Raw genomic sequence first — 23,321 nt, 5'->3', positions numbered from 1 at the left:
CAGAAATTACCGTCCTGTTCCTGCGTGTACTACAGCTTCTTCGTCGCCGCCGAGACCGAAAGCGGCGTGGATAACGCGCACGGCGTCGTCGAGTTCGGTGTCCTTGACCAGCACGGAGATGCGGATTTCGGAGGTCGAGATGAGATCGATGTTGATGTCGGCCTTGGCCAGCGCCTCACAGAACGTGGCCGTGACGCCCGGGTGGCTCCGCATTCCGGCGCCGACCAGGGAAACCTTGCCGATGTGGTCGTCGAACAAGATCTGCGTGAAGCCGATGTCTTCCTGACGCTTGGTCAGGATCTCGACGGCGCGGGGGCCGTCGGCGGTCGGCAGCGTGAAGGTGATGTCCGTCTTGTTGGTCTCCACCTTGGAGATGTTCTGCAGCACCATGTCGATGTTGATCTCGGCATCGGAGACAGCGCGGAACACCTTGGCAGCATGTCCCGGTGTGTCCGGCAATCCGACAACGGTGATCTTGGCTTCGCCGCGATCGTGCGCGACTCCGGTGATCAGGGCCTCTTCCACAGGAATGTCCTCCATCGATCCGGACACGATTGTTCCGGGCTTGGTGGTGTATGACGAACGGACGTGCACGGGCACGTTGTAACGACGGGCGTACTCGACGCACCGGAGCATGAGCACCTTGGCACCACACGCTGCGAGTTCGAGCATTTCCTCGAAGGAAACCGTCTCGAGGCGGTGAGCGTCGGGGACGATGCGCGGGTCGGCGGAGAAGACGCCGTCGACGTCGGTGTAGATCTCGCAGACGTCAGCGTTGAGTGCAGCTGCCAACGCCACGGCGGTGGTGTCGGAGCCACCGCGTCCGAGCGTCGTGATGTCCTTGCTGTCCTGGCTGACGCCTTGGAATCCGGCGACCAGAACGATCGAGCCTTCGTCGAGGGCGGTGCGAACACGGCCCGGCGTGACGTCGATGATCTTGGCGTTTCCGTGGCTGCCGGTCGTGATGACTCCGGCTTGTGAGCCCGAGAACGAACGAGCTTCGGCGCCGAGGGAGTGAATTGCCATCGCTACCAAGGAGTTGGAGATGCGCTCACCCGAGGTCAGCAGCATGTCCATTTCACGGGCCGGCGGGGAAGGGCACACCTGCTGAGCCAGGTCGAGCAGCTCATCGGTGGTATCGCCCATCGCTGACACCACGACGACGACATCATTGCCGGCCTTCTTGGTCTCGACGATCCGTTCAGCGACTCGTCGGATGCGCTCGGCGGTTGCCACCGAGGATCCGCCGTACTTCTGGACGACGAGAGCCACGCGTTTCTACCTCCAGGTCGAAATTGTTTACAGATACCAGAGGTCGAGCTTACCGAGGTGGTCCTGGGACTTCCCGATGCGTACTGCTGTTCGCCTCAGATCCGCGCGGGATCAGTTGCGAGATCCGCGCTCGCATCAACGTCGCAGAACGCGAACCACCGGCAACGTAACCGACCACCGCGACGGCAACTCCGCAGGCGAGAAGCACGCGGATACTGCTGACCAGGGAAACTGCCAGCGCGTCGTACACCGCCACAGCCGCCTCGGACGACGGTATGTCTGAATTCTGTAAATAGACCCGACGCACGACGGCCAGCGCCACCAGCAGGGCGATCATCGCCACCGCCGTCGCCAGCCCGACCAGGGACAGCGCGCGCATTCGCCCCGGTGCAACTGCGACGGCCGTAATCGCGCAGGCCACCGACGCCCACGGCAACCAGGCTGCTGCTCGGTCGAGAGTGTTCGAGAAATCCTGGGCCCGCACCAACTCGTCGGATTGCAGGATCTCGAACTGCGGATCGAGCGCCGGGAGGCGATCGATCACGGTGAATCCGCGATCGCGCAGGTTCGTCCTCAGTTCCGTCATGACCGGTTCGAGGGAGACGGTGACCGTTCCGCTTTCGTCGGCCCGAACTATGCCGTCGGCGGCTCGGCCGGTCACCATCGCGGCAAGTTGCGCGTGCGCTCGACGGTTGGCCGCGGTCCAGAGCGTCGCAAACTGGTCGCTCGAGACCAACGACTGAGCGGCCTCACGAACAAGTCTCTCGGCCTGTCTCGTCACCACCTGCGGAAACTCGTCCAACCGCTGCGTCAATTCCTCGGTCAGCCGATCAACGACCGCCGATTGGACAGCGGGGTCGGCAGCCAGCGGGGCAACGGACTCGACATAGCTGTCGGTGTCGTTCACCTGGGTGTGGACGAACAGCGCGAGCACCGAGCCGGCAAAACCGAGACCAGCGAGAACGATCAGCAGTGAACAGACGATCCAGCGGATCGAGCGCATCACGTGTGCTTGGCGCGCGCCGGTCGAATCTTCGCGGTGATGTGGTGAATGCGGTGATCGTCAGCGGGTATCCGGAAGGTCTCGGTAACCCGAACGGTCATCAGGTTGCGCCCGAACAACCCGGCGTCAAGGAGGTAGTCAGCCGTCAGGTCGTCCCCGTCGACCGTCCACTCCACCTCACGAATGTCGCGGATCACGCGATACTGAGGACCTCCGGAAAGGCTGCGCCGCAAATGATTCCCCGAAAATCCGGTCTTCAACCCGACCTCGTGACGTACCGCGTCCGGAGCCAGCGGTACGGAACTGCCATCGTGACTACGGAGCGCGTCGAGGTACGTGCTCGCCACGGCGATTCGGGGATCCATGGACGACAGTCCACCATTTTCGAGGCCGAAACGGCAGCACAATTCGGCGACAAATTGGACATGAGGGCGAACCCCACCGATTTCTCGCGAAATCCAGGAGTAGAGTGCTGTGCATGCAGCGCGCACTCCTTCTTGGTTGCCGCGACGGGGTCTGATCCAGACTGGCCTCCCGCCGCGGGGTTTTTGTGCGCCGGTCGACCAAGCCTTCCGGACTCATGGTCTTGACCAACAGGTCATCAGGCCAGGTCCACAATCCTGGAGATCACACCAATGTCCCCCGCTGACGCATTCACCACCGGCACTCGCACCATTACCCCGCCCACGAAGCCGGCACCTTCCGACCAGCCTGCGTGGAACACGCAGAAGAACTCGTCGATGCCGACGTTCCGCTACCGCCCGTTCGCCGAAGAGGTCGAGACGGTCACGCTGCCCGACCGCACCTGGCCGGACAAGATCATCGACCGAGCACCCCAGTGGTGTGCCGTTGACCTGCGCGACGGCAACCAGGCGCTGATCGATCCGATGAGCCCGGCGCGCAAGCGTCGCATGTTCGATCTCCTGGTCCGTATGGGCTACAAGGAGATCGAGGTCGGATTCCCGTCCGCGAGCCAGACCGACTTCGACTTCGTTCGCGAGATCATCGAGGACGGCGCGATCCCGTCCGATGTCACCATCCAGGTGCTGACGCAGTCGCGTCCTGAACTGATCAAGCGCACATTCGAGGCGTGCGAAGGTGCCGAGAACGCGATCGTGCACTTCTACAACTCCACCTCGATCCTGCAGCGCCGCGTCGTGTTCCGCGCCGACAAGGACACGATCAAGAAGATCGCCACCGACGCCGCCGAACTGGTCCTGGCCGAGTCGAAGAAGTACCCGGACACCAACTGGCGCTGGGAATACTCGCCCGAGTCCTACACCGGCACCGAGCTCGAGTACGCCAAGGAAGTATGTGACGCCGTCACCGAAACCCTGGGTGCGACGCCTGCCAACCCGGTCATCCTGAACCTGCCCGCCACCGTCGAGATGGCGACACCCAACGTGTACGCCGACTCCATCGAGTGGATGCACCGCAACCTGGCCCGCCGCGATTCGGTCATCCTGTCGCTGCACCCCCACAACGACCGCGGCACCGGCGTCGCTGCAGCCGAGCTGGGCTACCAGGCCGGCGCAGACCGCATCGAAGGCTGCCTGTTCGGCAACGGTGAGCGCACCGGCAACGTCTGCCTGGTCACCCTCGCGCTGAACATGTTCACGCGCGGCGTCGACCCGCAGATCGATTTCTCGAACATCGACGAGATCCGTCGCACAGTCGAGTACTGCAACCAACTGCCCGTCCACGAGCGTCATCCGTACGGCGGCGACCTGGTCTACACCGCGTTCTCCGGCAGCCACCAGGACGCGATCAACAAGGGCCTCGACGCCATGAAGGTCGACGCCGACAACCAGGACTCGGACGTCGACGACATTCTCTGGCAGGTCCCCTACCTGCCGATCGACCCCAAGGACGTCGGCCGCAGCTACGAGGCCGTCATCCGCGTGAATTCGCAGTCCGGCAAGGGCGGCGTCGCGTACATCATGAAGGCCGATCACGGTCTGGTGCTGCCGCGTCGTCTGCAGGTCGAGTTCTCGCAGTCGGTCCAGAAGATCACCGACGGCGAAGGCGGCGAGGTCTCGCCGAAGGAAATGTGGGACGTCTTCCACGAGGAGTACCTCGCCCCCGTCACCCCGCTCGAGCGCATGAAGCAGAAGGTCACCGCCTCCGAGGAGGACGGCGGCACCGACGCCATCACCGCCATCGTCAAGGTGAACGGCAAGGAGCAGGAGATCTCGGGAACCGGTAACGGCCCGCTCGCTGCCTTCGTCGACGCGCTGGGAAGCGTCAACTTCGACGTTCGTGTCCTCGACTACTCCGAGCACGCAATGTCCGCCGGCGACGACGCCCAAGCGGCGGCCTACGTCGAGTGCGCCGTGACGGGCCCGGACGGTCAGAGCACCGTCGTCTGGGGTGTGGGTATCGCCACGTCAATCACGACGGCGTCGCTGCGCGCCGTGGTTTCGGCAGTGAACCGCGCGAGCTGACACTCACGCAATACGAACCCGGCTCTTCGACAAACCCTGGTCTCACCCGATTTTCGGGTGAGACCAGGGTTGTTTTCACGGCACAGAAGTTCTTCGGTCCGTGTTTTCGGTTCGGCATGACATAGGTCCCGAAAGAGTCGCTTAGCGAAGTTAACAAACAGGATTCACCCATCGAGGATGATGCAGCCGACCCCGGCACGTGAGATAGTCACCTCAGACAAATCCGACTTGTGAAATGGGGCTCGACAATGGATTCCTTTTGGGACTTCCTCTGGCTGATCATCATCAGCTTCGCGTTCATCGCGTACCTGATCCTGCTCTTCTCGATCATCACCGACCTATTCCGCGATCACAAGACTTCCGGCTGGGTAAAGGCAATCTGGATCGTCTTCCTGTTCTTCATTCCGCTGCTCACCTCGCTCGTCTATCTGATCGTCCGAAGCGACGGAATGGCCCAGCGCTCCATGGAGGCTGCTCAGCAGGTCAAGAATGCACAGGACAGCTACATCCGTGAGGTTGCCGGAAAGTCCCCGGCCGAGTCCATCGCAGATGCAAAGGCGCTTCTCGACGCCGGCACCATCAGCGAAGAAGAATTCGCAGCACTGAAGGCCAAGGCTCTCGCCTGATACCGGCCCTCACTAAGCGACCCTCACTAAACCGTGAGGATTGCACTACCGAAACGGGAGCGACACTAATCGTGTCGCTCCCGTTTTGTGTTCATTCACCAACAGCTGCTCATTCACCGACAGCCGTTCATTCACCAACGGCCCTTCATTCACCGACAGCCTTCATTCACCGACAGCACGCGCGACGTCACGAAAGGCGTCGAGCACGACTCCGATAGCCGGACTGCGGTTGGCGTGTAACCGAGTTGCCAATTCATAAACTCGTGCAGCGCGCACTCCCGCCACCGGTTTCCTCGACACTCCGGGATGCGTGATCGCGTATCGCGGCATCAAAGCCACGCCGTGGCCCGCCGCCACCAGCTCTTCGATGACGCGGAAATCGTTTATCCGATGAGCGACGCGAGGCTGGACGCCGGTTACCGACGCAACCGACAGCAGAACGTCGTCGACCGGAAACCCGCCGCGCACGCTTATCCAGTTCTCGTCGGCCAATTGCTCCAACCGAACCGAATTCTGCTCGGCGAGTGGATGATCAGGCCGCAGCACCAGATCGATCGGTTCACGCATCAGCGGTTGCACGCTGACCCGGGGAAACGAGGTCTCGGCGCCGCGTTCGTCACGGTGAGTGAGGATCACGTCGTGATCGGCCAACAGTCCAGGGACGGCCGACGCCGGTTTGTCGACGTCGTGTGCGTCGATGTCCACGTCCGAGTTCTTCAGCGCCGTCAGGACGCCGGGCAGCAGGAGAGCTGCTCCGGAGGGAAAGAACGCGACTCGCACCTTGCCGCGCGGCGAGCCTCGGTACGACGCCATCTCGTCCGCTGCCCGGTCGAGCGCCGCCACCACGTCGTCGGCGCGGAGCACCAGCGCTCGACCAGCGTCGGTGAGGCGCAGCGTGCGCCCGTCCGGTTCGAGGAGCGAGACCCCCGCCTCTCGGCCGAGGATCTTGAGTTGTTGCGAGACGGCGGACGGTGTCATCGAGAGAGCGAGAGCAGTAGCGCCGACGGTTCCTCGGTCGGCGAGCTCGCGGAGAATCCGCAAGCGCGTGGCATCCATACGGTGACGAATATCCATGTAGCAAAACTACATGGATAGTGCATCTATATTCGCTTGTTCTGATGCTTCGTACGGCTCACGATTAACGTCATGACTCCCCGCGACCGTCTCCTCGGCCTGACCGTGATCGTCTTGTGGGGTCTGAACTTCCTGGCCATTCGCGTCGGCCTGGATCATTTCCCGCCGTTCTTCTTCGCTGCACTCCGGTTTCTGATCATCGCGATTCCGGTGGTCATCTTCGTGCCGCGTCCGCAGGTACCGCTCCGTTGGTTGCTGCTCTACGGATTCGGTTTCGGATTCGGCCAGTTCGTCTTCCTCTTCTGGGCGATGCATTCGGGGATGCCGACAGGTCTCGCATCACTGGTCCTGCAGTCGTCCGCGCCGTTCACCGTCCTACTCGGCGCGTTCCTGCTCCGCGAGAAGCTCAGCGTCTGGCAGGTCTCCGGGATCGCCGTCGCCGTAGTCGGTATGTCGTTGATCGGCTGGGACCGTTCACACCACGCGGCACTGCTGCCCGTGATCCTCACGCTCCTCGGCGGCCTGTCCTGGGCGTTCGGCAATCTCGGCAGCCGCTTGGCCGCGGCGAACACCGTCGGCGAGCCCGCACCGATGCGCTTGATGCTGTGGATGTGCGTCATCCCGCCGTTGCCGATGCTCGCCCTGTCAGCGGTGGTCGAAGGCCCCACCGCCGGATGGCACGCGCTCGGCACCGCGTTCAGCGCCGACGCCTGGCCGTCACTGGTCGGGCTGGCCTACATCATTCTGCTCGGCACCATCGCCGGATCCGGGCTCTGGACGATGCTCATGGGCCGCTATCCCGCCGGCATGGTGGCGCCGCTCTCCTTGCTGGTACCGGTAGTGGGAATCGGCGCATCCTGGCTGTTCCTGCACGAGGATCCGAGCCCGTTGTCCCTGGTCGGGGCAGTCATCGTGATCGCCGGAGCGAGTGCCGCACAGATGAGGCGCAAGCCCGCGAACACTGTTTTCTCGGACACACCTGCAGCCTCACCACCGGCGCGACTCGGCGTCTGACGATGCCCTGTGCCAAACTCGGGCCGTGGGAACTGGACTATCGATCACAGTGCGCGGAAAGCTCGCCATGCGAGCTGCCGCAGCAGCATCTTGGGCATCGCAGAAGGCCGGTCGCGGCAAGGGTTCGATGATCGGCGGGTTGATCGCCCTCAAGATCGACCCGACGCTCATGACTCAGCTCGGACGCGGCAAGCGCACCGTCGTGGTCACGGGCACCAACGGCAAGTCGACGACCACGCGTATGACCGCCGCAGCGCTCGCGACACTCGGTGACGTCGCCACGCAGGCCGACGGCGCCAACATGGATGCCGGGATCGTGGCCGCTCTGGCCGCGCGTACGGACGCAACGCTGGCAGCACTCGAGGTCGACGAACTGCACGTCCCCCACGTAGCCGACGCCGTGAACCCGGAAGTGATCGTGCTGCTCAATCTCAGCCGCGATCAGCTCGACCGGGTCGGCGAGATCAACATGATCGAGCGGAAGCTCCGCGCGTGCGTCAATGCGCATCCGAACGCGGTGATCGTCGCCAACTGCGATGACGTACTGGTCACCTCCGTGGCATACGACGCCACCAACGTCGTGTGGGTTGCTGCCGGCGGCGGCTGGGCCGGCGATTCCGTCAGCTGCCCGCGCACCGGTGAACCCATCGTGTGGGAGGGAAAGCACTGGCGCAGTACCGGTTCCGACTTCGCGCGGCCCGAGCCGACCTGGTGGCTCGACGACGACAATCTCTACGGCCCCGACGGCCTGAAGATTCCGATGACGTTGACTCTCCCCGGAAAAGCCAACCGCGGTAACGCCGCTCAGGCCGTAGCGGCAGCGGCGGCTTTGGGCGCAGATCCGGTCGGGGCAGTTGCCGCCGCGTCGACGGTCCAGGAAGTCGCCGGCCGCTACAGCACCGTCGAGGTCGGACCGCACTCCGTCCACATGCTGCTCGCGAAGAATCCCGCCGGTTGGCAGGAAGCGCTGTCGATGATCGATCCCACGGTGGACGGACTGGTCATCGCGGTGAACGGTCAGGTGCCGGACGGCGAGGACCTCTCCTGGCTGTGGGACGTGAAGTTCGAACACTTCGAAGGCGTCAAGGTAGTGGCCGCCGGCGAACGCGGAACCGATCTCGCCGTTCGCCTCACGTACGCAGGCGTCGAGCACACCCTCGATCCGGATCCGTTGCGCGCCATCGCTTCCTGCCCTCCCGGACGCGTGGAGGTACTGGCGAACTACACAGCCTTCCGTGACCTCAACACCGCCATCGCGAAGGAGTCTCGCAATGTCTGACTCGACAATTCGCATCGGACTGGTTCTCCCCGACGTCATGGGCACCTACGGCGACGGCGGCAATGCCCTGATCCTGCGTCAGCGTCTGCGGATGCGCGGCTACGACGCCGAAATCGTGGACATCACCTTGAGCGATCCGGTCCCCGACTCGCTCGACGTGTACACATTGGGTGGCGCCGAGGATTCCGCTCAGCGACTCGCAACGCGCCATCTCGCGAAATACCCTGGCCTGCAACGCGCCGCCGAGCGCGGCGCACCGGTTCTGGCGATCTGCGCTGCCATTCAGGTGCTCGGCAACTGGTACGAAACCTCCAGCGGCGAACGCGTCGACGGTGTCTCGATGCTCGACGTCACGACCTCTCCGCAGGAGAAGCGTTCCATCGGCGAGGTCATCACGAAGCCCTTGATCGACGGGCTCACCGCGCCTCTCTCAGGTTTCGAGAATCACCGCGGCGGAACAACTCTGGGTAGCTCAGCCTCTGGATTCGCACGTGTCACCCATGGTGTCGGAAACGGCGTCGGTGACGGATTCGAAGGCGTCGTACAGGGTTCGGTGATCGGGACGTACATGCACGGACCCGCCTTGGCCCGGAATCCGGAACTCGCGGACCTCCTGCTCATGCGGGCCTTGGGTGTGAACGAACTCGAACCCCTGCATCTGCCCGAGGTCGACAAGCTTCGCAAGGAACGACTCGCGATTCGCTGACCCGGTTCAGACAGTTTCGGATTTCCCCTCGGTCAGAACCAGTTCCACGGCCAACAGCGCGGCGCAGGCCAGCCCCGCGACCAGTTCGGGCACCGCGGTGTAGGTACCACCGAGCACGACGACGATCGCGACCGAGAACGGCATGAGGGTGCGTACCGAGGAGTCATGTAGTCGAATGTGGATGAACCACAGGGCGGCAAGGATGACCGCGACCGGAACGGTGACGGCAGCACCCGTCACCAACGCGCTGCCGTCACCGTGATGAGTCCAGAAGTCGACGCGCGAGGCCAACCCCGCACCGATGGCGGCAGCGGCGGCGAAGATGAAGTAGTGACCGAACCCCCAGACGAAGGGTGAGACGTTGTCACCGCCGATCACTTCGCCTGCATTGCGTTGGAAGTAGAGCCACCACAGGCTGAAGACAATCAGAATGCCGCCGATCACGACGTAGGTGACCTGCGCTGCCGGATGCTCACCGTCGACCGCGTCCTGAATCGCGATGGTGGTCGAGAGGATCGTCTCGCCCAGAACGATGATGAAGAACAACGAGTACCGCTCCGCGATGTGATGCGGGTGCCACGGCGTCATGCCCGGCTTCTCCGACCAGATCGGTACCGCGAATTCGCACAGAACCAACACCAGGAACGTCGGGACGTAAATGGCGGATGGAACGAAGTAGAAACCGATCCAACCGATCTGGACCAACACGATTCCGAGAGCGTATCGACGAGCCGTGAGCGCATGTTCGGGGTCGTTCCGCGACACCCTGAGCCATTGGATGACCAGGGCTATTCGCATGATGACGTAGCCGACGATGATGAGCAGGGCGTCGTCGTTGAAGAAGCGGACGATGCCGGCGGCAAGGACCAGCGATCCGAGGATCTGGAAGATGGTCAGCAGCCGGGCGATTCCGTCGTCGTTGTCGTACGCCGAGGTGAACCACGTGAAGTTCAGCCACGTCCACCAGATCGCGAAGAATGCCATCGCGAAGTGCCCGACGCCCGAAGCCGCGTGCCCTTCGCTGATCGCGTGGTGCAGACCGGTGGCCGCTTGAGCGACCGCCACGACGAAGCAGAGGTCGGTGAGCAGCTCGAGCGGCGTCGCCACCCGATGCGGCTCGTGCGGATCCCGCGGAACCAACGGCCGGATGAACGAACTGGTGCGATTCACGAAGGGCAGAGTAGCGCGATGATTGCCGACGCGCTGCCCGTGGCTGCAACCTGTCGTCTCAGATATTCACGCCGACGCCCCGATCTGGGCTCGGATTTCCAACTGATCGGCGAGTTCGGCGCCTATCGCCCCCGCGCTCCCCAAGGTGAAGGCGATCTGCCGTCCCCACAGGAAATAGCGGTGAATCGGGTAGTCGACGTCCGCGCCGATTCCGCCGTGCAGGTGCTGGGTCGCGTGCACCACACGCAGGCCGCCGCGCGACGCCCACCATTTGGCGACCAGCGCCGCTGCTTCCGCTTCACTCTCGACTCCGCTGTCCATCAGCCAGGCAGCGCGGTGCGTGGTCAACCTTGTGCTCTCGGTGTCGAGGTACGCGTCGGCGGCCCGGACGGCAACTGCCTGGTTGGTCGAGAGTGGACGACCGAATTGCACTCGCTCGGAGGTGTATTTCGCCGTCATCCCCAGCGCTTCCTCGCAGACGCCGGTAGCCAGGGCCGCAAGAGCCACCCGTGCACGCCGCAACGTCCAGTCTCGAACCACCGCGCCGTCTGCGGGAAGTGCGTCAGCTGCAGTAACCGCAACCCCGTCGAACTGCACAGCGCTGTTGCTCTCGCGGTTCGTCACCGCAAGCGGTGTACGCACCAGCGCGTCCCGGTCCGTGGGCACGATCATGACGCTGACACTGCCGTCCGGCATCGTCACCGGAACGACCAGCGCGGCCGCGAACTCCGCGGCAGGCACGGAGTCGACGTGGCCTGACAGAACCCAACCGTCAGGCGCCGGTTCGGCGCGAACCGCCGTCTCGGCGTTGTAGCCGGTGTCGAATGCGCCGGTGACGATCACCGAGCCGTCGAGCAGTCCCGGAAGCCACGACGCTTTCTGCTCCGTGCTGCCGAACTCGGAAATCGGCAGCGCCGCCGTGGAAATCACCGACCAGAGCGGCACCTGGGCGACCCGGCGGCCCTGTTGTTCGAGCACCGCGGCCAGGCCGAGCATTCCGAGTCCTGCTCCCCCGACCTCTTCCGGCAGAGCGATTCCCAGAACGTCGGAGTCGGCGAGGAGCTTCCACAGTTCGGCGTCGAAACCGCTGGTGCTCTCCACTTCCCGCAGTCGGTCCACTCCGGACTTCGCCGAGAAGATCGATTCACTCAGATCCCGCACGGCGGACAAGTTGTCGTCGAATTCGAATTCCATGTCAGCTCTTTTCGTTCTGTGCAGCGGGCCGGCGACGCGCAGCAAGCGCCATGCCCAGGCATTTTGCGGCGACAATTTCACGCATCACTTCGTTGGTACCACCACCGAAGGTGTTGTTCTGGGCGCGCCGACCCAGGTTCTCGACCCGCCCTTCCAGTACCGCTCCGGGTGTACCGGGGCGCAGTAAGCCCTTGGCACCCAGCACTTCCTGCAGCATGCCGTACGCACTGACGACGGCTTCGGTACCGAAGATCTTGGCCGCGGCCGAATCCCCGCCGCCCAAGGTGTTGGCGGCGACGTCCGCCACCAGTCGCAGGTTCATCAGGTCGGCGGCGCTGAGCAGCGCGTAGACTTCCGCCAATTTCTCACGTACCCAGCCGATGTCGTAGACGTGGCCGTCACCGGCGGGTTCTGTCTTTGCCCACTCGACCACCTCGGCGAAGAGCTCGTTGGCGATGCCACCGCGTGCTGCCAGGGCAACACGTTCGTGGTTGAGCTGGTTGGTGATGAGCTTCCACCCCTGATTGAGCTCACCGACGACATTGCTGATCGGCACCCGAACATCTTCGTAATAGGTTGCCGAAGTGCTGATTCCGCCCACGGTGTGAATTTCGGTGACCGAGAACCCCGGCGAATTGGTCGGTACCAGGACCACGGAAATGCCCTGATGCGTCGGCGCGTCAGGATCGGTGCGAACGGCAAGCCAGACCCAGTCGGCAAACACACCGGCGCTGGTGAAGATCTTGTTGCCGTTGATGACAAGCTCGTCGCCCTCGATGCGGGCGCGTGTTTCGAGTGCCGCGAGATCGGTGCCCGCATTGGGTTCGGTGTAGCCGATGGCAAAGATCAATTCACCCGCCAGGATCGGACGCAGGAAGAAGTCCTTCTGAGCTTGCGTCCCGTGCTTGATCAGAGCGGGTCCGACGGTGTTCAGCGTGACCAGTGACAGCGGCGCATTCGCGCGAATCACTTCGTCGTAGAACACATACAGAGCTTCGGGGTTCTCACCCCGACCGCCGAATTCCTCCGGCCACCCCAAGCCCAGCCAACCGTCTTTACCCATCCGGCGCAGGATGCGATCGAAGACGGGGCCGCCTTCGGTCTGATCCACGAGAGCACGGCGGTCTTCGTCGTTGATGATCTCTGCGAAGTATGCGCGCAATTCCTTGCGCAGAGTCTTCGACTCCTCCGACAAATCCAAGTACATGGTGAAGCTCCTAAGATCTACGAACGCGGCAGGCCGAGTACGCGCTGCGCGATGACGTTGAGTTGGATTTCGACGGTTCCGCCGCCGAACAGAATCGAGGGAAGTCCGATGTGGTCTATTGCGTAGTTCGCCGACGGGTCGACAACTGCGGCGCGCGGTCCGAGCAGTCGCAACAGGTCCCGCGAGCCCTCGCGCTGCGCCAGGGCGTTGTACACCTTCGACACGCTGATCTCGGCGCCCGGTTCCTGACCCGCCAGTCGCGCCGACACTCCGCGCAGATTCATCGCGGACAGTGCCAACTCACGAGAGATACTGCGGCCGAGGCCTTCCACTGCGTCTTCGCGGGGGCAGTCGTGGCTCGCGTCGGCAATCACCTGACGGAACAACCGACTCGAACCGTGGTGCAGCGTGCTGCCCATGCTCAAGCGTTCGTTGGACAGCGTTGTCGCAGCCAGTTTCCACCCTTGCCCAGGTTCGGCCACCAGGCAGTCGTCCGGCACGAAGACGTCGTCGAGGAATACCTCGTTGAATTCCGACTTGCCGGTGGCTTGCTTCAGCGGGCGTACGTCGACGCCCTTCGAGGTCATGTCGACCAGGAAGTACGACAGCCCAAGATGTTTCGGAGCGTCCGCGTCGGAACGCGCCAGGCATACTCCCCAATCTGCCTCGTGCGCACCCGAGTTCCACACTTTCTGACCTGACAGGACCCAGCCACCGTCGACCTTGCGCGCTTTCGTGCTCAGACCGGCCAGGTCTGATCCCGCGCCCGGCTCACTGAACAGCTGGCACCAGATGATGTCGGCACGCAGCGAAGGCTCGACGAACCTGTCCTGCTGCTCGGCGTTGCCGTGTTCGAGAATCGTGGGCAGCACCCATTCCCCGATCACCGTGGACGGTTGAGCCCAACCTCGCATCGCGAATTCATGTGCGATGACGGCCTGTTCCCTCGGTCCCGCTCCCAGCCCGTACGGCGCCCGATAGTGCGGGGCAACCAGTTTGGCGTCGGCAAATCGGGCGCGTCGAGCGCTCCCCTTGGCCGGCGCCCAACTCGCGCTGGTGGTTCCGTCGTCAGGCAGCAGCGCAACCTCGTCCAGAACCCTCCGAACCTGCTCTCGTAACTCCGGCAGCATTTCCGGGTCGACAAAGGAGAAATCCCGTTCCGACTCGGCGGACCGGTCTCCCAATGTGTGTGCCCACTTCACCTCGGAACCCGCCACTGCCGCGATACTGATCGCCCGGCGCCAGTACAGATGCGCGTCATGCTCCCAGGTGAATCCGATTCCGCCGAGCAAAGTTACACATTCGAGGGCGTTCTCGATGCCGACGGGCAAAGCGGCCAACGCAGCTTGAGCCGAGACAAGTTTCTGCTGATCCTCGTCGTGGTCTTCGGATCGAGCGGCGTCCCACGCTGCGGCACAGGCAATCTCGGAGCGGACCAGCATCATGGCCGCCTTGTGCTGAACTGCCTGGAAGCTTCCGACCGGACGGCCGAACTGCTGCCGGGACTTCACATAGTCGACTGCGGTCCGTAGCGCCCACCCGGCGATACCGCTCGCCTCCGCAGCCAACACCGTGTTGACGATCAGTTCGGTTCGGTGCGCCTGGAGGCCGTCGACGATCAGCCCAGCCTCGACCTGGTGATCGGTCAACGTCAGTGTTCCGATCGACCGTGTCAGATCCACCCCGTCTTCGATCACCACCGCAGCGGAAGTCGACGGTTCGAGCCGGAACCACAACTCGCCGTCTTCGCTGTTCGCCCGCACGAGAACGACATCAGCTCCGGGCAGACCTAGAGCTGGGTCGGCAGAACCGCTCACTGTCCACCCAGCGTCGCTGCGAGCCGCGCGCAATCTCGTTCCGGTGCAGACTGCTCCGGTTGCACCGGCGGCCAATTCGGTCAGCATTGTTTCCGCAGCCGGGCCCGCAACTGTTGCGAGAATCCCACTGGCGATGACCGTCGGAACGTACGGTCCCGGATAGAGCGCATCACCCAATTGCTCGACTACCACTGCAAGTTCGGCAAGACCCGCCCCGTCACCGCCGTACTGCTCCGGCAGGTGCACTGCGTGCAGGCCCTGACGGACCAACCCATCCCACGAGTCCGGCCGATCACCGGCGGCGTACCTCTTGACGTTGCTCCGGGTATCGGCGATTCCACCGAAGCGGTTCGCGAATGCGGCTACCGCTTCCGCCAGGTCACGGTGATCTTCGAGCAGGGGTAGTGCCATGGCAGGTTCCTCAATCTTCGGTTCTTGTCAGATGCGTTCGAGAATCAGGCAGGTGGTTGCGGCGGACGCGCAGATCGCGATCAGTGCGATGGACTTGTTCCGGCGTTCCAGTTCGTCGATGACATTGGCCAACAGTCTGATTCCGGTTGCACCGGCCGGGTGGCCCAGTGCGATTGCACCACCGTTGACGTTCAGCAATTCGGGATCGACGCCGTGAACCTGCGCGAACGACATCGGTACCGAAGCAAATGCCTCGTTGACCTCGAACAGATCGATGTCGTCGATTGTCAGACCGGCGCGTCCGAGCACGATGTTTGCCGCGTCGACGGGACCGTCGAGCATGAACTCGGTGTCACCGCCGATGACGCACTGCGCCAGTATCTTTGCCCGTGGCCGCACGCCGAGGGCCTTGGCTCGCTCCTCTGACATCAGCAGAGCTGCACTCGCACCGTCCGAGACCTGCGAAGACGTTCCAGCGGTGTGCAATCCGCCCTCTTGAACGGTGCGCAGCTTCGCGAGCCCTTCGAGACTCGATTCGCGCAGACCCTGATCCCGATGAACCGGAACGTCAGAGCCCGGAGCGACCACATCGATGATGTGCGAGTCGAATCGGCCTGCCTCCCACGCCGCCGCCGCCCGCTGCTGCGAGCGTAGCCCGAAGGCGTCGAGATCCTCGCGGCTGAAACCGCGCTTGACAGCAATCCGATCGGCCGCGGTGTACTGGTCGACGGTATCGAGTGACCACGACTCCGGACGTGGTGTTCCCAGGCCGGTACCCACCTTGTACGTCAACGGAGCTCGGGACATCAACTCGACACCGCACGCCACACCCACGTCGACTGCACCGATGGCAATCTGCCCGGCGATCAACTGCACCGACTGCTGTGCAGTTCCGCACTGCGCGTCGATCGTGGTGCAGCCCGCTTTCAACGGAAGGCCCGCATGCATCCAGGACGTACGCACGATGTTTCCGAACTGCTCACCGAGAGGCGTCACACAGCCGCCGATGACCTGGTCGACCGCGTCAGGATCCACGCCCACCCGATCCAGCACGCCTCTCTGCGCATAACCCAACAGTTCCGCCGCGTGGACTCCGGACAGCCAACCCTCACGCTTGCCGAACGGCGTTCGTGCTGCGTCCACGATGACGGGCTTCATGCCAACTCCTCGGTTCGTAGTGCCGTTCCGTCCAGACCGCGTACGGTCAGGGACCACTCGTCGATCAGGTCCAAGCTGACGCTCGAGCGCGCGGTGAACTCGGTGTCGCAATCACACAGCGCTGTGACCGCTTCCACCATTTCTTCCATAGATTCGACCTGATCCGGCCGGATAGTCTCACCGACCAGGACTTTGGCGCCCTCACTGAGCACCGCTGCCCGCGGTTGAACCGTGTTGACGCGAACCCCCTGGCCGTAAAGTTCCACGCCCATGCCGTTGCTCATCCTGTTGAGCGCTGCTTTGGACGCGCCGTACACGGTCATGGCAGTTCCCGGTTCGACCCACGTGAACGGCGGGCCATGCCACGGTTTGACGGTGCCGCTGGACACGTTCACGATCCAGCCGTATCCGTTTGCCACCATCCCCGGCACCACGGCTTGCATCAGATCGAGCGGTGCATGGACATTTGCCTCGAACATCAAACGTCGCCGCCGCAGTGGGTAATCCGACAGCGGCTGATAGATCGCCGCTGCCGCGTTGTTCACCAGGATGTCGATCGTCCCGCCAAGCTTCTCGATCGCCAGCGGCACCACCGTGTCGCGCTGCTGCTCGTCCGTCAGATCTGCGACAACTATCTCGACTTTGGTTCCGTACTTGGCAATTCGAGCCGCAGTCTCTTCGAGACTGCCCGGCAGGGTTGCATGCGTGCCGAGCGTCCGAGCCACGAGGGCGACGTCGGCACCCTCGGCTGCCAGTCGCTCTGCGACGCCCGCACCGATTCCGCGACTGGAACCGGTGACAAGCGCTCGGCGGCCGTCAAAGCGCCTCGTCATGCTATTTGAACTTCGAGGCGAAGCGATTGATGCTCTCCGCGATCCGGGCAACTTCGTCTTCACGCAGGCCGTGACTCATGCCGAGTGTCATTCCTCGGGCGAAAACCGCGTCGGCTTCCGGCAATCCTTCGGCCGGCTGACGGAACTCGATGTTGTTCATCATCGGGTGACGAGTGACGTTGCCGCTCCACACAGTTCGTGTGTCGATACCGTCGGCCTCGATGGCTTCCTGCAGGTCGCTGCGCGTGAAGGGGGCGTTCTCGTTGATCATCACCGGGTAACACAGCCACGCCGTGTCGAGACCGTCGAGTTCTACCGGCGTCGTGAAGAATTCAGGATGGGCGCCGTATGCCGCCGTGAAGGCCGCAAACGTTGCCTTACGCGTCTTGTAGTTCTCTTCCAGCTTGTCGAGCTGCACGACTCCGTAAGCTGCGCCGAGTTCGGAGGGCTCGAAGTTCCATGACATGAGCTCGAAGATGAAGTCGTTGTCGTAGTCGACGCCGTCGAGTTCTTCACGGAAGACTCGGCCGGATTTGGTGCTACCGAACAGGTTCGGCTCGCTGCGACGGCCCCAGCGGCGAAGCAGCAAAGCCTTGTCGCGGCTGGCTTCATCGTCGACGCACACCATTCCACCGGTTCCCGCGCACGTGATGATGTGTGCCATCGAGAAACTGGTGACGACGATGTCCGCCCGAGACCCGGTGGGAGTACCGCGGAGCGTGGCGCCGATCGCGTCACACGAATCCTCGATCACCTTGAGTCCATTGCGATCAGCGATATCACGAATGACGTCCCAGTCCGGGCAGTTGCCGGCGAGGTTCGGCATGAGGATGGCACCGGTTTTTTCGGTGACCATTGCCTCGATCTTGGTGACGTCGACGTTGAACGTGTTGGGTTCCACGTCCACGAACACCGGCACCAGACCGGCACGCACGATCGGTGCGATGTCGGTGGAGAACGTCAACGGCGACGTGATGATCTCGCTTCCCGCAGGCAGTCCGAGCAGCTCGACTGCCAAGTACAAACCCGAGGATCCCGAGTTGCACATGACGCCGAACCTCTTGCCTGCCAAGGCCGCGATACGTTCTTCCATCTCGAAGACGTTCTTGCCGATGCGCAATCCTTGATGCCCGCTGCGCAAGACGTCGACAACCGCCTGTATTTCTTCCTCGCCGTGTGTAGCCCTGGCGTAGGTGATCCGCTCACTCATCTGGTTCCTGCTTTCTCGAATTGGCGGCAGATTCAGCGATCTGCCGAGAGGACGAGCGCACTGTGCGGGACGGGAGAGCCGCCGGTCACGAGCACGTTGTCCAGAGTTTTGGTGGGTTGATTGGTGGAAGTGCCGCGGATCAGGCGTACACCTTCGGCAATACCGTTGACGCCGTGGATGTATCCCTCACCGAGTTGACCGCCGTGGGTGTTGATCGGCAGGCGACCGTCCAGCTCGAGATTGCCGTCGGCGATGAAGTCTTTTGCCTCGCCTCGACCGCAGAATCCGTACTCCTCGAGTTGAAGCAGAACCATCGGGGTGAAGGCGTCGTAGAGAATTGCGGCATCGATGTCGTCCGGGCCGATACCGGCCTGGTCCCACAATTGGCGCGCCACGAGTTCGACTTCCGGCATGCTGTCGATGTCTTCGCGGTAGTAGCTGCTCATCGAAATCTGTTGTGGACCTACACCTTGCGCAGCACCGCTGATGATCGCTGGTTTGTGCGGCAGGTCGCGGGCGCGCTCCGCGCTGACGATGACCAGCGCCTGTCCGCCGTCACTTTCCTGACAGCAGTCGAGCAGGCGGATGGGGTCGGCGATCATGCGCGAGTTCTGATGATCCTCGATGGTGATCGGGCGTTCGTAGAACCAGGCCTTCGGGTTGTTCGCGGCATGCTTGCGTGAGAGAACCGAGATCTGACCGAAGTCGGCGCTGGTTGCCCCGTACTTGTGCATGTAGAGCTTGGCGAGGAAGGCTTCCTGCTGCGCCGGCGTCAGAAGCCCGTACGGGTTGATCCAGTTCCGATACTCCTGGTCCGTCGACGCGTTGTACGCAAAGGGTGGTGGCCCGGCGCCGAATCGGTGACCTGATCTTTCGTTGAAGGCACGGTAGACGACCACGACGTCGGCGACACCACTGGCGACGGCAAGCGCTGCTTGTTGAACCGGTGCGCAGGCACCGCCGCCGCCGTGTGGAATACGACTGAAGAACGTCAGTTCCGGGATCCCGAGAGCGCGTGCGACCGCAATCTCGGGATTGTTCTCCATGGTGAACAGTGCAAATCCGTTCACCTCTTCTGCCTCGATGTGAGCGTCGTCGAGCGCGGCGATCACGGATTCGCACGCCAACTGCCATTCACTGCGGCCGGAGTTCTTGGAGAACTCGGTGGCGCCGATCCCGGCGATGGCGGCTTGCCTCGAAAATCCTCGTGTCATGCGATTACCCTTTCCGCCGGTTCGAGAGTCACGTCGGCTGTCACGTGCGTTCCGCGAGCGTTCTTGCCGAGAACCGTCACGGTGAGCGCCCGGCCGTCGGAGTCGATCACCTTGCCGGTCAATGTCATGGTGTCTCCGGGAAAGTTCGGAACACCAAGCCGTAGTGATGTTTTGACGATTCGCGATCCCGGGCCTGACCAGTCGGTGATGTAGCGGTCGATGAGCCCGTTGGTGGTGTTGATGCTCATGAAGATGTCGGGAGTTCCGCGATCCTGCGCCTTGCCCGGATCGTGATGCACGTCCTCGAAATCCTGAGAAGCGATCGCCGTGGCGACGATGAGCGTTCGGTCCAACGGCAGTTCGAGGCTGGGAAGGGCCGAACCTACCTCGTAATCAAAAAGATTCGTCATTGCGCCGATCCCCGTCGCCTCAGTTGCGGCAGCATCTCCCCGTGGGCGTGCTCGGAGAACGCCACTTCGAGTTCCATACCGAATTCGAGTTCCTCGTGATCGATGCCCGCGATGTCGGCAACCAGACGCGTCCCTTCTTCGAGATCGACGAGTCCGACGGCGAGCGGGTACTCGAAGGCAGGATCCTTCGGGTGATGAATGACCGTGAAGCTGTGCAACGTGCATCGCCGCGTGGATTCGACTGTGTCCCAACTGAACGAGCGGCATTCCGGGCAGGCGGGCGCTGGCGGGTGGCGCAGTGTCTTGCAATCCGCACACCGTTGGATCTCGAGGCGACCCTCTTTGGCCGCGGAGAAGAAGAAATCGTTGTCGTCGGTGACGGTGAGTCTCGGCACCGCGGTGTGGCGGGAGCCAGTCTCGCTCATGCGATTACCTCCTGGGCTTCGGGCTTGGTATCTGTCTGGGTATCTGGTTTGAATCTGAGCAGTCGAAAGCGCTCTTCGACCAGCGTCTTTCCGTCCTGGTCCACGTACTTCTTGAACAGAGTGATGAAGCACCCGTGACCGAGAGCCGTCTGTTTGAACGGTGAGATCGCTTCGATGGTGAAATATGCGGTGACGTGGTCTCCGGGACTCAACTCCGCGAAATACTCCTGCTCGACGTTGGTCGCGACTACGGACGTGTAGCCGGCCTCGTCCAACAGCCCGAGTAGTCGTGAATAGGCGAAATCCTCGGAGGCTCCGTCGGCGCGAAGTTGTTGGACCTGCCGATAGCGGCGGTAGCCCGCCATCACCCAGGTCGAGATCATGGCGGGTGGGCAGACGACGTCTCGACGGCCAGTGCTGCGAGCAGCGTCGGCGTCGACGTAGATCGAGTTGCGGTCGTCGTGTGCCTCGACCCAGTTGCGGATCATCGCCTCGTTGACGGCGTAGCGGGCGACGCGGGGTGGTTCGGCCTCTGCGCCGATGAAATTCGGAAACTGCGTCTGCAGGCTCTGCACTGAAATCCTCCGTGAACGAAAGTTGAGCAAGCGCTTGATTTTGAAGCTAGCATAGGAATCCGGAAGTGGAAACACGCGATCTCACCGACGAATTGGTTCGAGCCGGAGCCATCAGGCAGGATTGCGCTACGTTCGACGCCGGCAGCCCGGCACCCGCGAAACCCTGCCCTGAGCAGGACCGACAACCAGTGGAGATTTCAGTGGCATCACCAGATCGTCGGGAGAAGATCCTGGAGAGCTCAGCCGAGCTGTTCGCCAGGAAGGGTGTCGCCACCACGACCGTTCGCGAGATCGGCGACGCTGCTGGAGTGTTCTCGGGCAGCCTTTACCACTACTTCAAGTCGAAGAATGCGATAGTCGCCGAGCTCATGCGCGGCTTCATCACCGACATTCAACTCCGCTTCGATCAGGTGGAGAAGACGGCGAACGACCCCGAGGACGTCCTACGCGGCCTGATCCGCGAGACCCTGGTCGTCATCGAACTGCACCCGCACCCGACGGCGATCTACCAGAACGATCGGGCGTATCTACGCGACAACGACCTCCTGCAATCCGTCGACGGTCCTTCCCGCCAAGTCCGCGAGCACTGGATGAAAGCGATCGCCGAAGGCGTCGATCAGGGAATCTTCCGCAGAGACGTGGCCCCCGAGATTTTCTATCGATCGGTTCGCGACACCCTGTGGTCGACCACGCATTGGCCGGACCGCCAGAAGTACACCACCGAAGAGTTCGCGGATCTGATGATCACACTCTTCCTCTCGGGATTCAGGGTCGCCTGACGAGATCCGGCAGGTCCAGATGTTTCGGGGTTCGCCCCTGCGGCAACAGGATCGACACCGCGAATACGACCACCGCGCAGCCCGCGCACACCAGGTAGGCGACGGAGAATCCGGTCCACGACGTGGAATGTTCCGAACCGCTGATCACGAACGCGGCGAGGATCGTTGCCACCGTCGCGCTGCAGATCGTGCTTCCGGACGTCCGCAGAAGTGAGTTCACCCCGTTGGCTGCAGCCAGTCGCTGACGGGGCACGGCAACCAGAATCAGCAGCGAGAGCGTGCTGTAGACGATGGCGGTCCCGACTGCTGTGATACCCAGTGCTGCAACCACTCCCCACAGCGGCTTACCGGCAACGGCGTGAATCCCGTACCCGCCGGCGAGGAACACGGCACCGGTCAACATCGCGGTCCGTGAACCGAAGCGGTCGGTGATCCGCACCGCAACCGGTGAGAACAGCACCATCGCGATACTCGCCGGAATTTGGCAGAGCGCTGCTGCGATGATCGACAGGCCGTACCCGGCGCCCGGCCCCTTCATCCCCTGCAGCAGTTGTGTAGTGATCAGTGTGTTCCCGAAAAATGCGAACCCGACCAGCAGAGCCGCCAGATGCGGGATCAACACCGCACGTTTCACGAGAGCGCGGACGTCGACCAGCGGATTGACGTTGCGCCGCTGTTGAATTACCCAGAGCGTGAACAGCACCGCCGACGCGGCCAGCATGGAGATCACCGCTCCGCTGGTCCATCCCCAACTCGACCCCTGAGTGATCGGCACGAGCAGAGCGATCATCGCGGCGCTCAGACCGACAGCCCCGACGCCGTCGAATCTTCCCGACGGATTCGGCTCGGACTCTCGAATGAACAGCACCGCAGCAAGCGTCACGGACAGCCCGATGGCGGTGGTTACCCAGAACAGGACGTGCCAGTTCGAGTACTGCGCGATCATCGCAGAAAACGGTATGCCCAAAGCGGTTCCGACGCCGAGCGTCGAACTCATCATGGCCACTGCGCCGTTGACCTTGTTGCGTGGCAATTCGTCACGGAGCATGGAGATTCCGATGGGGATGACCGCCGATCCAGCTCCCTGCAACGCTCTCGCAAAGATGAGGACAGCGATGTCCGACGACAGCGCACACAACATCGAGCCGAGAGTCATCATCGAGAAGGCAACCAGAAGCATCTTCTTCTTGCCGAACATGTCGGCGAGCCGGCCGAAGATGGGAGTGACGACGGCGCCGACCAGCAGCGTGACGGTCACCAGCCAGGACACCGCCGTACGTCCAGCGCCGGTGAAGTGCGGCAACTCCGGCAGCAGTGGAACGATGACCGTCTGCAGAACAGCCTGGAACACGGCGGCGGCGACAACGATGGGGAAGAGAAAGCGGGAGCGCGGCTGCGCGGGACTCGCGTCGGGGGTGGTGGCTGCAGGCGTGCCCGGCGGACGGTCGAGCGTCGTCACCCCACACCGCCTGTTCCCACTAGGTAAATATCCGTTCACCT

At 62.9% G+C, this 23,321-nt stretch carries 22 protein-coding genes; 6 read left to right on the top strand and 16 right to left on the bottom strand.

From position 1 onward, the window contains the following. Positions 1–6: 6 nt before the first annotated feature. The 3 genes from AC3WQS_RS15740 to AC3WQS_RS15730 are packed head-to-tail and all read right to left on the bottom strand — an operon-like array spanning position 7 to position 2,640. On the bottom strand, positions 7–1,272 hold the full coding sequence (locus AC3WQS_RS15740; protein ID WP_019746567.1) for an aspartate kinase: 1,266 nt from the start codon (positions 1,270–1,272) through the stop codon (positions 7–9). Positions 1,273–1,321: 49 nt separating this feature from the next. Then, a complete protein-coding gene (locus AC3WQS_RS15735; protein ID WP_492713070.1) occupies positions 1,322–2,275 on the bottom strand; it encodes a hypothetical protein in 954 nt (317 codons plus the stop codon). Next, a complete protein-coding gene (locus AC3WQS_RS15730; protein WP_003943492.1) occupies positions 2,275–2,640 on the bottom strand; it encodes a DUF8021 domain-containing protein in 366 nt (121 codons plus the stop codon). The genes AC3WQS_RS15735 and AC3WQS_RS15730 overlap by 1 nt, the downstream gene beginning before the upstream one ends. Before the next feature lie 270 nt (positions 2,641–2,910). Here AC3WQS_RS15730 and leuA point away from each other — a divergent pair, with 270 nt between their 5' ends. Continuing rightward, positions 2,911–4,719, top strand: a complete 1,809-nt coding sequence (leuA, locus tag AC3WQS_RS15725; RefSeq protein WP_492713071.1) for a 2-isopropylmalate synthase — start codon at positions 2,911–2,913, stop codon at positions 4,717–4,719. Positions 4,720–4,967: 248 nt separating this feature from the next. Next, entirely contained in the window at positions 4,968–5,345 is a 378-nt protein-coding gene (locus AC3WQS_RS15720) for a PLDc N-terminal domain-containing protein (protein WP_020968226.1), read from the top strand. A 162-nt stretch (positions 5,346–5,507) separates the two neighbouring features. On the opposite strand, the gene AC3WQS_RS15715 is transcribed toward AC3WQS_RS15720, so the two are convergent. Further along, on the bottom strand, positions 5,508–6,401 hold the full coding sequence (locus tag AC3WQS_RS15715) for a LysR family transcriptional regulator (RefSeq protein ID WP_492713088.1): 894 nt from the start codon (positions 6,399–6,401) through the stop codon (positions 5,508–5,510). A 90-nt stretch (positions 6,402–6,491) separates the two neighbouring features. Here AC3WQS_RS15715 and AC3WQS_RS15710 point away from each other — a divergent pair, with 90 nt between their 5' ends. The 3 genes from AC3WQS_RS15710 to AC3WQS_RS15700 are packed head-to-tail and all read left to right on the top strand — an operon-like array spanning position 6,492 to position 9,418. Beyond that, positions 6,492–7,433, top strand: a complete 942-nt coding sequence (locus tag AC3WQS_RS15710) for an EamA family transporter (protein ID WP_020968225.1) — start codon at positions 6,492–6,494, stop codon at positions 7,431–7,433. Between the two features lie 25 nt (positions 7,434–7,458). Continuing rightward, positions 7,459–8,712: a Mur ligase family protein gene (locus AC3WQS_RS15705; RefSeq protein ID WP_021332917.1), complete on the top strand. Its 1,254-nt coding sequence runs from the start codon at positions 7,459–7,461 to the stop codon at positions 8,710–8,712. Next, positions 8,705–9,418 carry a type 1 glutamine amidotransferase gene (locus AC3WQS_RS15700; RefSeq protein WP_019746560.1) on the top strand — a complete coding sequence of 238 codons (714 nt, stop codon included), beginning with the start codon at positions 8,705–8,707 and terminating at the stop codon, positions 9,416–9,418. The genes AC3WQS_RS15705 and AC3WQS_RS15700 overlap by 8 nt, the downstream gene beginning before the upstream one ends. Before the next feature lie 6 nt (positions 9,419–9,424). On the opposite strand, the gene AC3WQS_RS15695 is transcribed toward AC3WQS_RS15700, so the two are convergent. The 11 genes from AC3WQS_RS15695 to AC3WQS_RS15645 form a co-directional block, all read right to left on the bottom strand. Next, complete coding sequence (locus tag AC3WQS_RS15695; RefSeq protein ID WP_020905917.1) at positions 9,425–10,588, bottom strand: low temperature requirement protein A; 1,164 nt, start codon at positions 10,586–10,588, stop codon at positions 9,425–9,427. 66 nt (positions 10,589–10,654) lie between these two features. After that, on the bottom strand, positions 10,655–11,782 hold the full coding sequence (locus AC3WQS_RS15690) for an acyl-CoA dehydrogenase family protein (RefSeq protein ID WP_153211051.1): 1,128 nt from the start codon (positions 11,780–11,782) through the stop codon (positions 10,655–10,657). A 1-nt stretch (position 11,783) separates the two neighbouring features. Next, positions 11,784–12,989, bottom strand: a complete 1,206-nt coding sequence (locus tag AC3WQS_RS15685) for an acyl-CoA dehydrogenase family protein (protein WP_020905915.1) — start codon at positions 12,987–12,989, stop codon at positions 11,784–11,786. A 17-nt stretch (positions 12,990–13,006) separates the two neighbouring features. Beyond that, positions 13,007–15,217: an acyl-CoA dehydrogenase family protein gene (locus tag AC3WQS_RS15680; protein ID WP_492713072.1), complete on the bottom strand. Its 2,211-nt coding sequence runs from the start codon at positions 15,215–15,217 to the stop codon at positions 13,007–13,009. 27 nt (positions 15,218–15,244) lie between these two features. Continuing rightward, positions 15,245–16,375: a steroid 3-ketoacyl-CoA thiolase gene (locus tag AC3WQS_RS15675; protein ID WP_019746555.1), complete on the bottom strand. Its 1,131-nt coding sequence runs from the start codon at positions 16,373–16,375 to the stop codon at positions 15,245–15,247. Then, positions 16,372–17,208, bottom strand: a complete 837-nt coding sequence (locus tag AC3WQS_RS15670) for an SDR family NAD(P)-dependent oxidoreductase (protein WP_021332911.1) — start codon at positions 17,206–17,208, stop codon at positions 16,372–16,374. The genes AC3WQS_RS15675 and AC3WQS_RS15670 overlap by 4 nt, the downstream gene beginning before the upstream one ends. A 1-nt stretch (position 17,209) precedes the next feature. Further along, on the bottom strand, positions 17,210–18,418 hold the full coding sequence (locus AC3WQS_RS15665) for a DegT/DnrJ/EryC1/StrS family aminotransferase (protein WP_445387573.1): 1,209 nt from the start codon (positions 18,416–18,418) through the stop codon (positions 17,210–17,212). Positions 18,419–18,450: 32 nt separating this feature from the next. Further along, a complete protein-coding gene (locus tag AC3WQS_RS15660) occupies positions 18,451–19,632 on the bottom strand; it encodes a lipid-transfer protein (RefSeq protein WP_020905910.1) in 1,182 nt (393 codons plus the stop codon). Beyond that, a complete protein-coding gene (locus tag AC3WQS_RS15655; protein ID WP_021332909.1) occupies positions 19,629–20,042 on the bottom strand; it encodes a hotdog family protein in 414 nt (137 codons plus the stop codon). Before AC3WQS_RS15655 ends, AC3WQS_RS15660 begins: the two co-directional genes overlap by 4 nt. Then, the gene (locus AC3WQS_RS15650; RefSeq protein WP_003943933.1) at positions 20,039–20,467 is read right to left on the bottom strand and encodes a Zn-ribbon domain-containing OB-fold protein; all 429 of its coding nucleotides are present in this window, start codon (positions 20,465–20,467) and stop codon (positions 20,039–20,041) included. The genes AC3WQS_RS15655 and AC3WQS_RS15650 overlap by 4 nt, the downstream gene beginning before the upstream one ends. Then, a complete protein-coding gene (locus AC3WQS_RS15645; RefSeq protein WP_029254297.1) occupies positions 20,464–21,042 on the bottom strand; it encodes an FAS1-like dehydratase domain-containing protein in 579 nt (192 codons plus the stop codon). Before AC3WQS_RS15645 ends, AC3WQS_RS15650 begins: the two co-directional genes overlap by 4 nt. A gap of 65 nt (positions 21,043–21,107) precedes the next feature. Here AC3WQS_RS15645 and AC3WQS_RS15640 point away from each other — a divergent pair, with 65 nt between their 5' ends. Next, the gene (locus AC3WQS_RS15640) at positions 21,108–21,821 is read left to right on the top strand and encodes a TetR/AcrR family transcriptional regulator (protein ID WP_182262141.1); all 714 of its coding nucleotides are present in this window, start codon (positions 21,108–21,110) and stop codon (positions 21,819–21,821) included. Here the strand turns inward: AC3WQS_RS15640 and AC3WQS_RS15635 are convergent. Next, complete coding sequence (locus tag AC3WQS_RS15635; RefSeq protein WP_029254295.1) at positions 21,808–23,280, bottom strand: MFS transporter; 1,473 nt, start codon at positions 23,278–23,280, stop codon at positions 21,808–21,810. The two genes, AC3WQS_RS15640 and AC3WQS_RS15635, sit on opposite strands and share 14 nt — an antisense overlap. Between the last annotated feature and the right edge of the window lie 41 nt (positions 23,281–23,321).

This window comes from Rhodococcus sp. FW305-130 (genome assembly GCF_058788335.1).
The sequence above is the reverse complement of the archived record's forward strand: the minus strand, read 5'-3'. Positions and strand labels throughout refer to the sequence as shown.

Coding starts and splice junctions, on each gene's coding strand:
- AC3WQS_RS15735 (WP_492713070.1), bottom strand. CDS start 2,275: ATGCGCTCGATCCGCTGGATCGTCTGTTCACTGCTGATCGTTCTCGCT.
- AC3WQS_RS15730 (WP_003943492.1), bottom strand. CDS start 2,640: ATGGATCCCCGAATCGCCGTGGCGAGCACGTACCTCGACGCGCTCCGT.
- leuA (WP_492713071.1), top strand. CDS start 2,911: ATGTCCCCCGCTGACGCATTCACCACCGGCACTCGCACCATTACCCCG.
- AC3WQS_RS15720 (WP_020968226.1), top strand. CDS start 4,968: ATGGATTCCTTTTGGGACTTCCTCTGGCTGATCATCATCAGCTTCGCG.
- AC3WQS_RS15715 (WP_492713088.1), bottom strand. CDS start 6,401: ATGGATGCCACGCGCTTGCGGATTCTCCGCGAGCTCGCCGACCGAGGA.
- AC3WQS_RS15710 (WP_020968225.1), top strand. CDS start 6,492: ATGACTCCCCGCGACCGTCTCCTCGGCCTGACCGTGATCGTCTTGTGG.
- AC3WQS_RS15700 (WP_019746560.1), top strand. CDS start 8,705: ATGTCTGACTCGACAATTCGCATCGGACTGGTTCTCCCCGACGTCATG.
- AC3WQS_RS15690 (WP_153211051.1), bottom strand. CDS start 11,782: ATGGAATTCGAATTCGACGACAACTTGTCCGCCGTGCGGGATCTGAGT.
- AC3WQS_RS15685 (WP_020905915.1), bottom strand. CDS start 12,989: ATGTACTTGGATTTGTCGGAGGAGTCGAAGACTCTGCGCAAGGAATTG.
- AC3WQS_RS15680 (WP_492713072.1), bottom strand. CDS start 15,217: ATGGCACTACCCCTGCTCGAAGATCACCGTGACCTGGCGGAAGCGGTA.
- AC3WQS_RS15675 (WP_019746555.1), bottom strand. CDS start 16,375: ATGAAGCCCGTCATCGTGGACGCAGCACGAACGCCGTTCGGCAAGCGT.
- AC3WQS_RS15670 (WP_021332911.1), bottom strand. CDS start 17,208: ATGACGAGGCGCTTTGACGGCCGCCGAGCGCTTGTCACCGGTTCCAGT.
- AC3WQS_RS15665 (WP_445387573.1), bottom strand. CDS start 18,418: ATGAGTGAGCGGATCACCTACGCCAGGGCTACACACGGCGAGGAAGAA.
- AC3WQS_RS15660 (WP_020905910.1), bottom strand. CDS start 19,632: ATGACACGAGGATTTTCGAGGCAAGCCGCCATCGCCGGGATCGGCGCC.
- AC3WQS_RS15655 (WP_021332909.1), bottom strand. CDS start 20,042: ATGACGAATCTTTTTGATTACGAGGTAGGTTCGGCCCTTCCCAGCCTC.
- AC3WQS_RS15650 (WP_003943933.1), bottom strand. CDS start 20,467: ATGAGCGAGACTGGCTCCCGCCACACCGCGGTGCCGAGACTCACCGTC.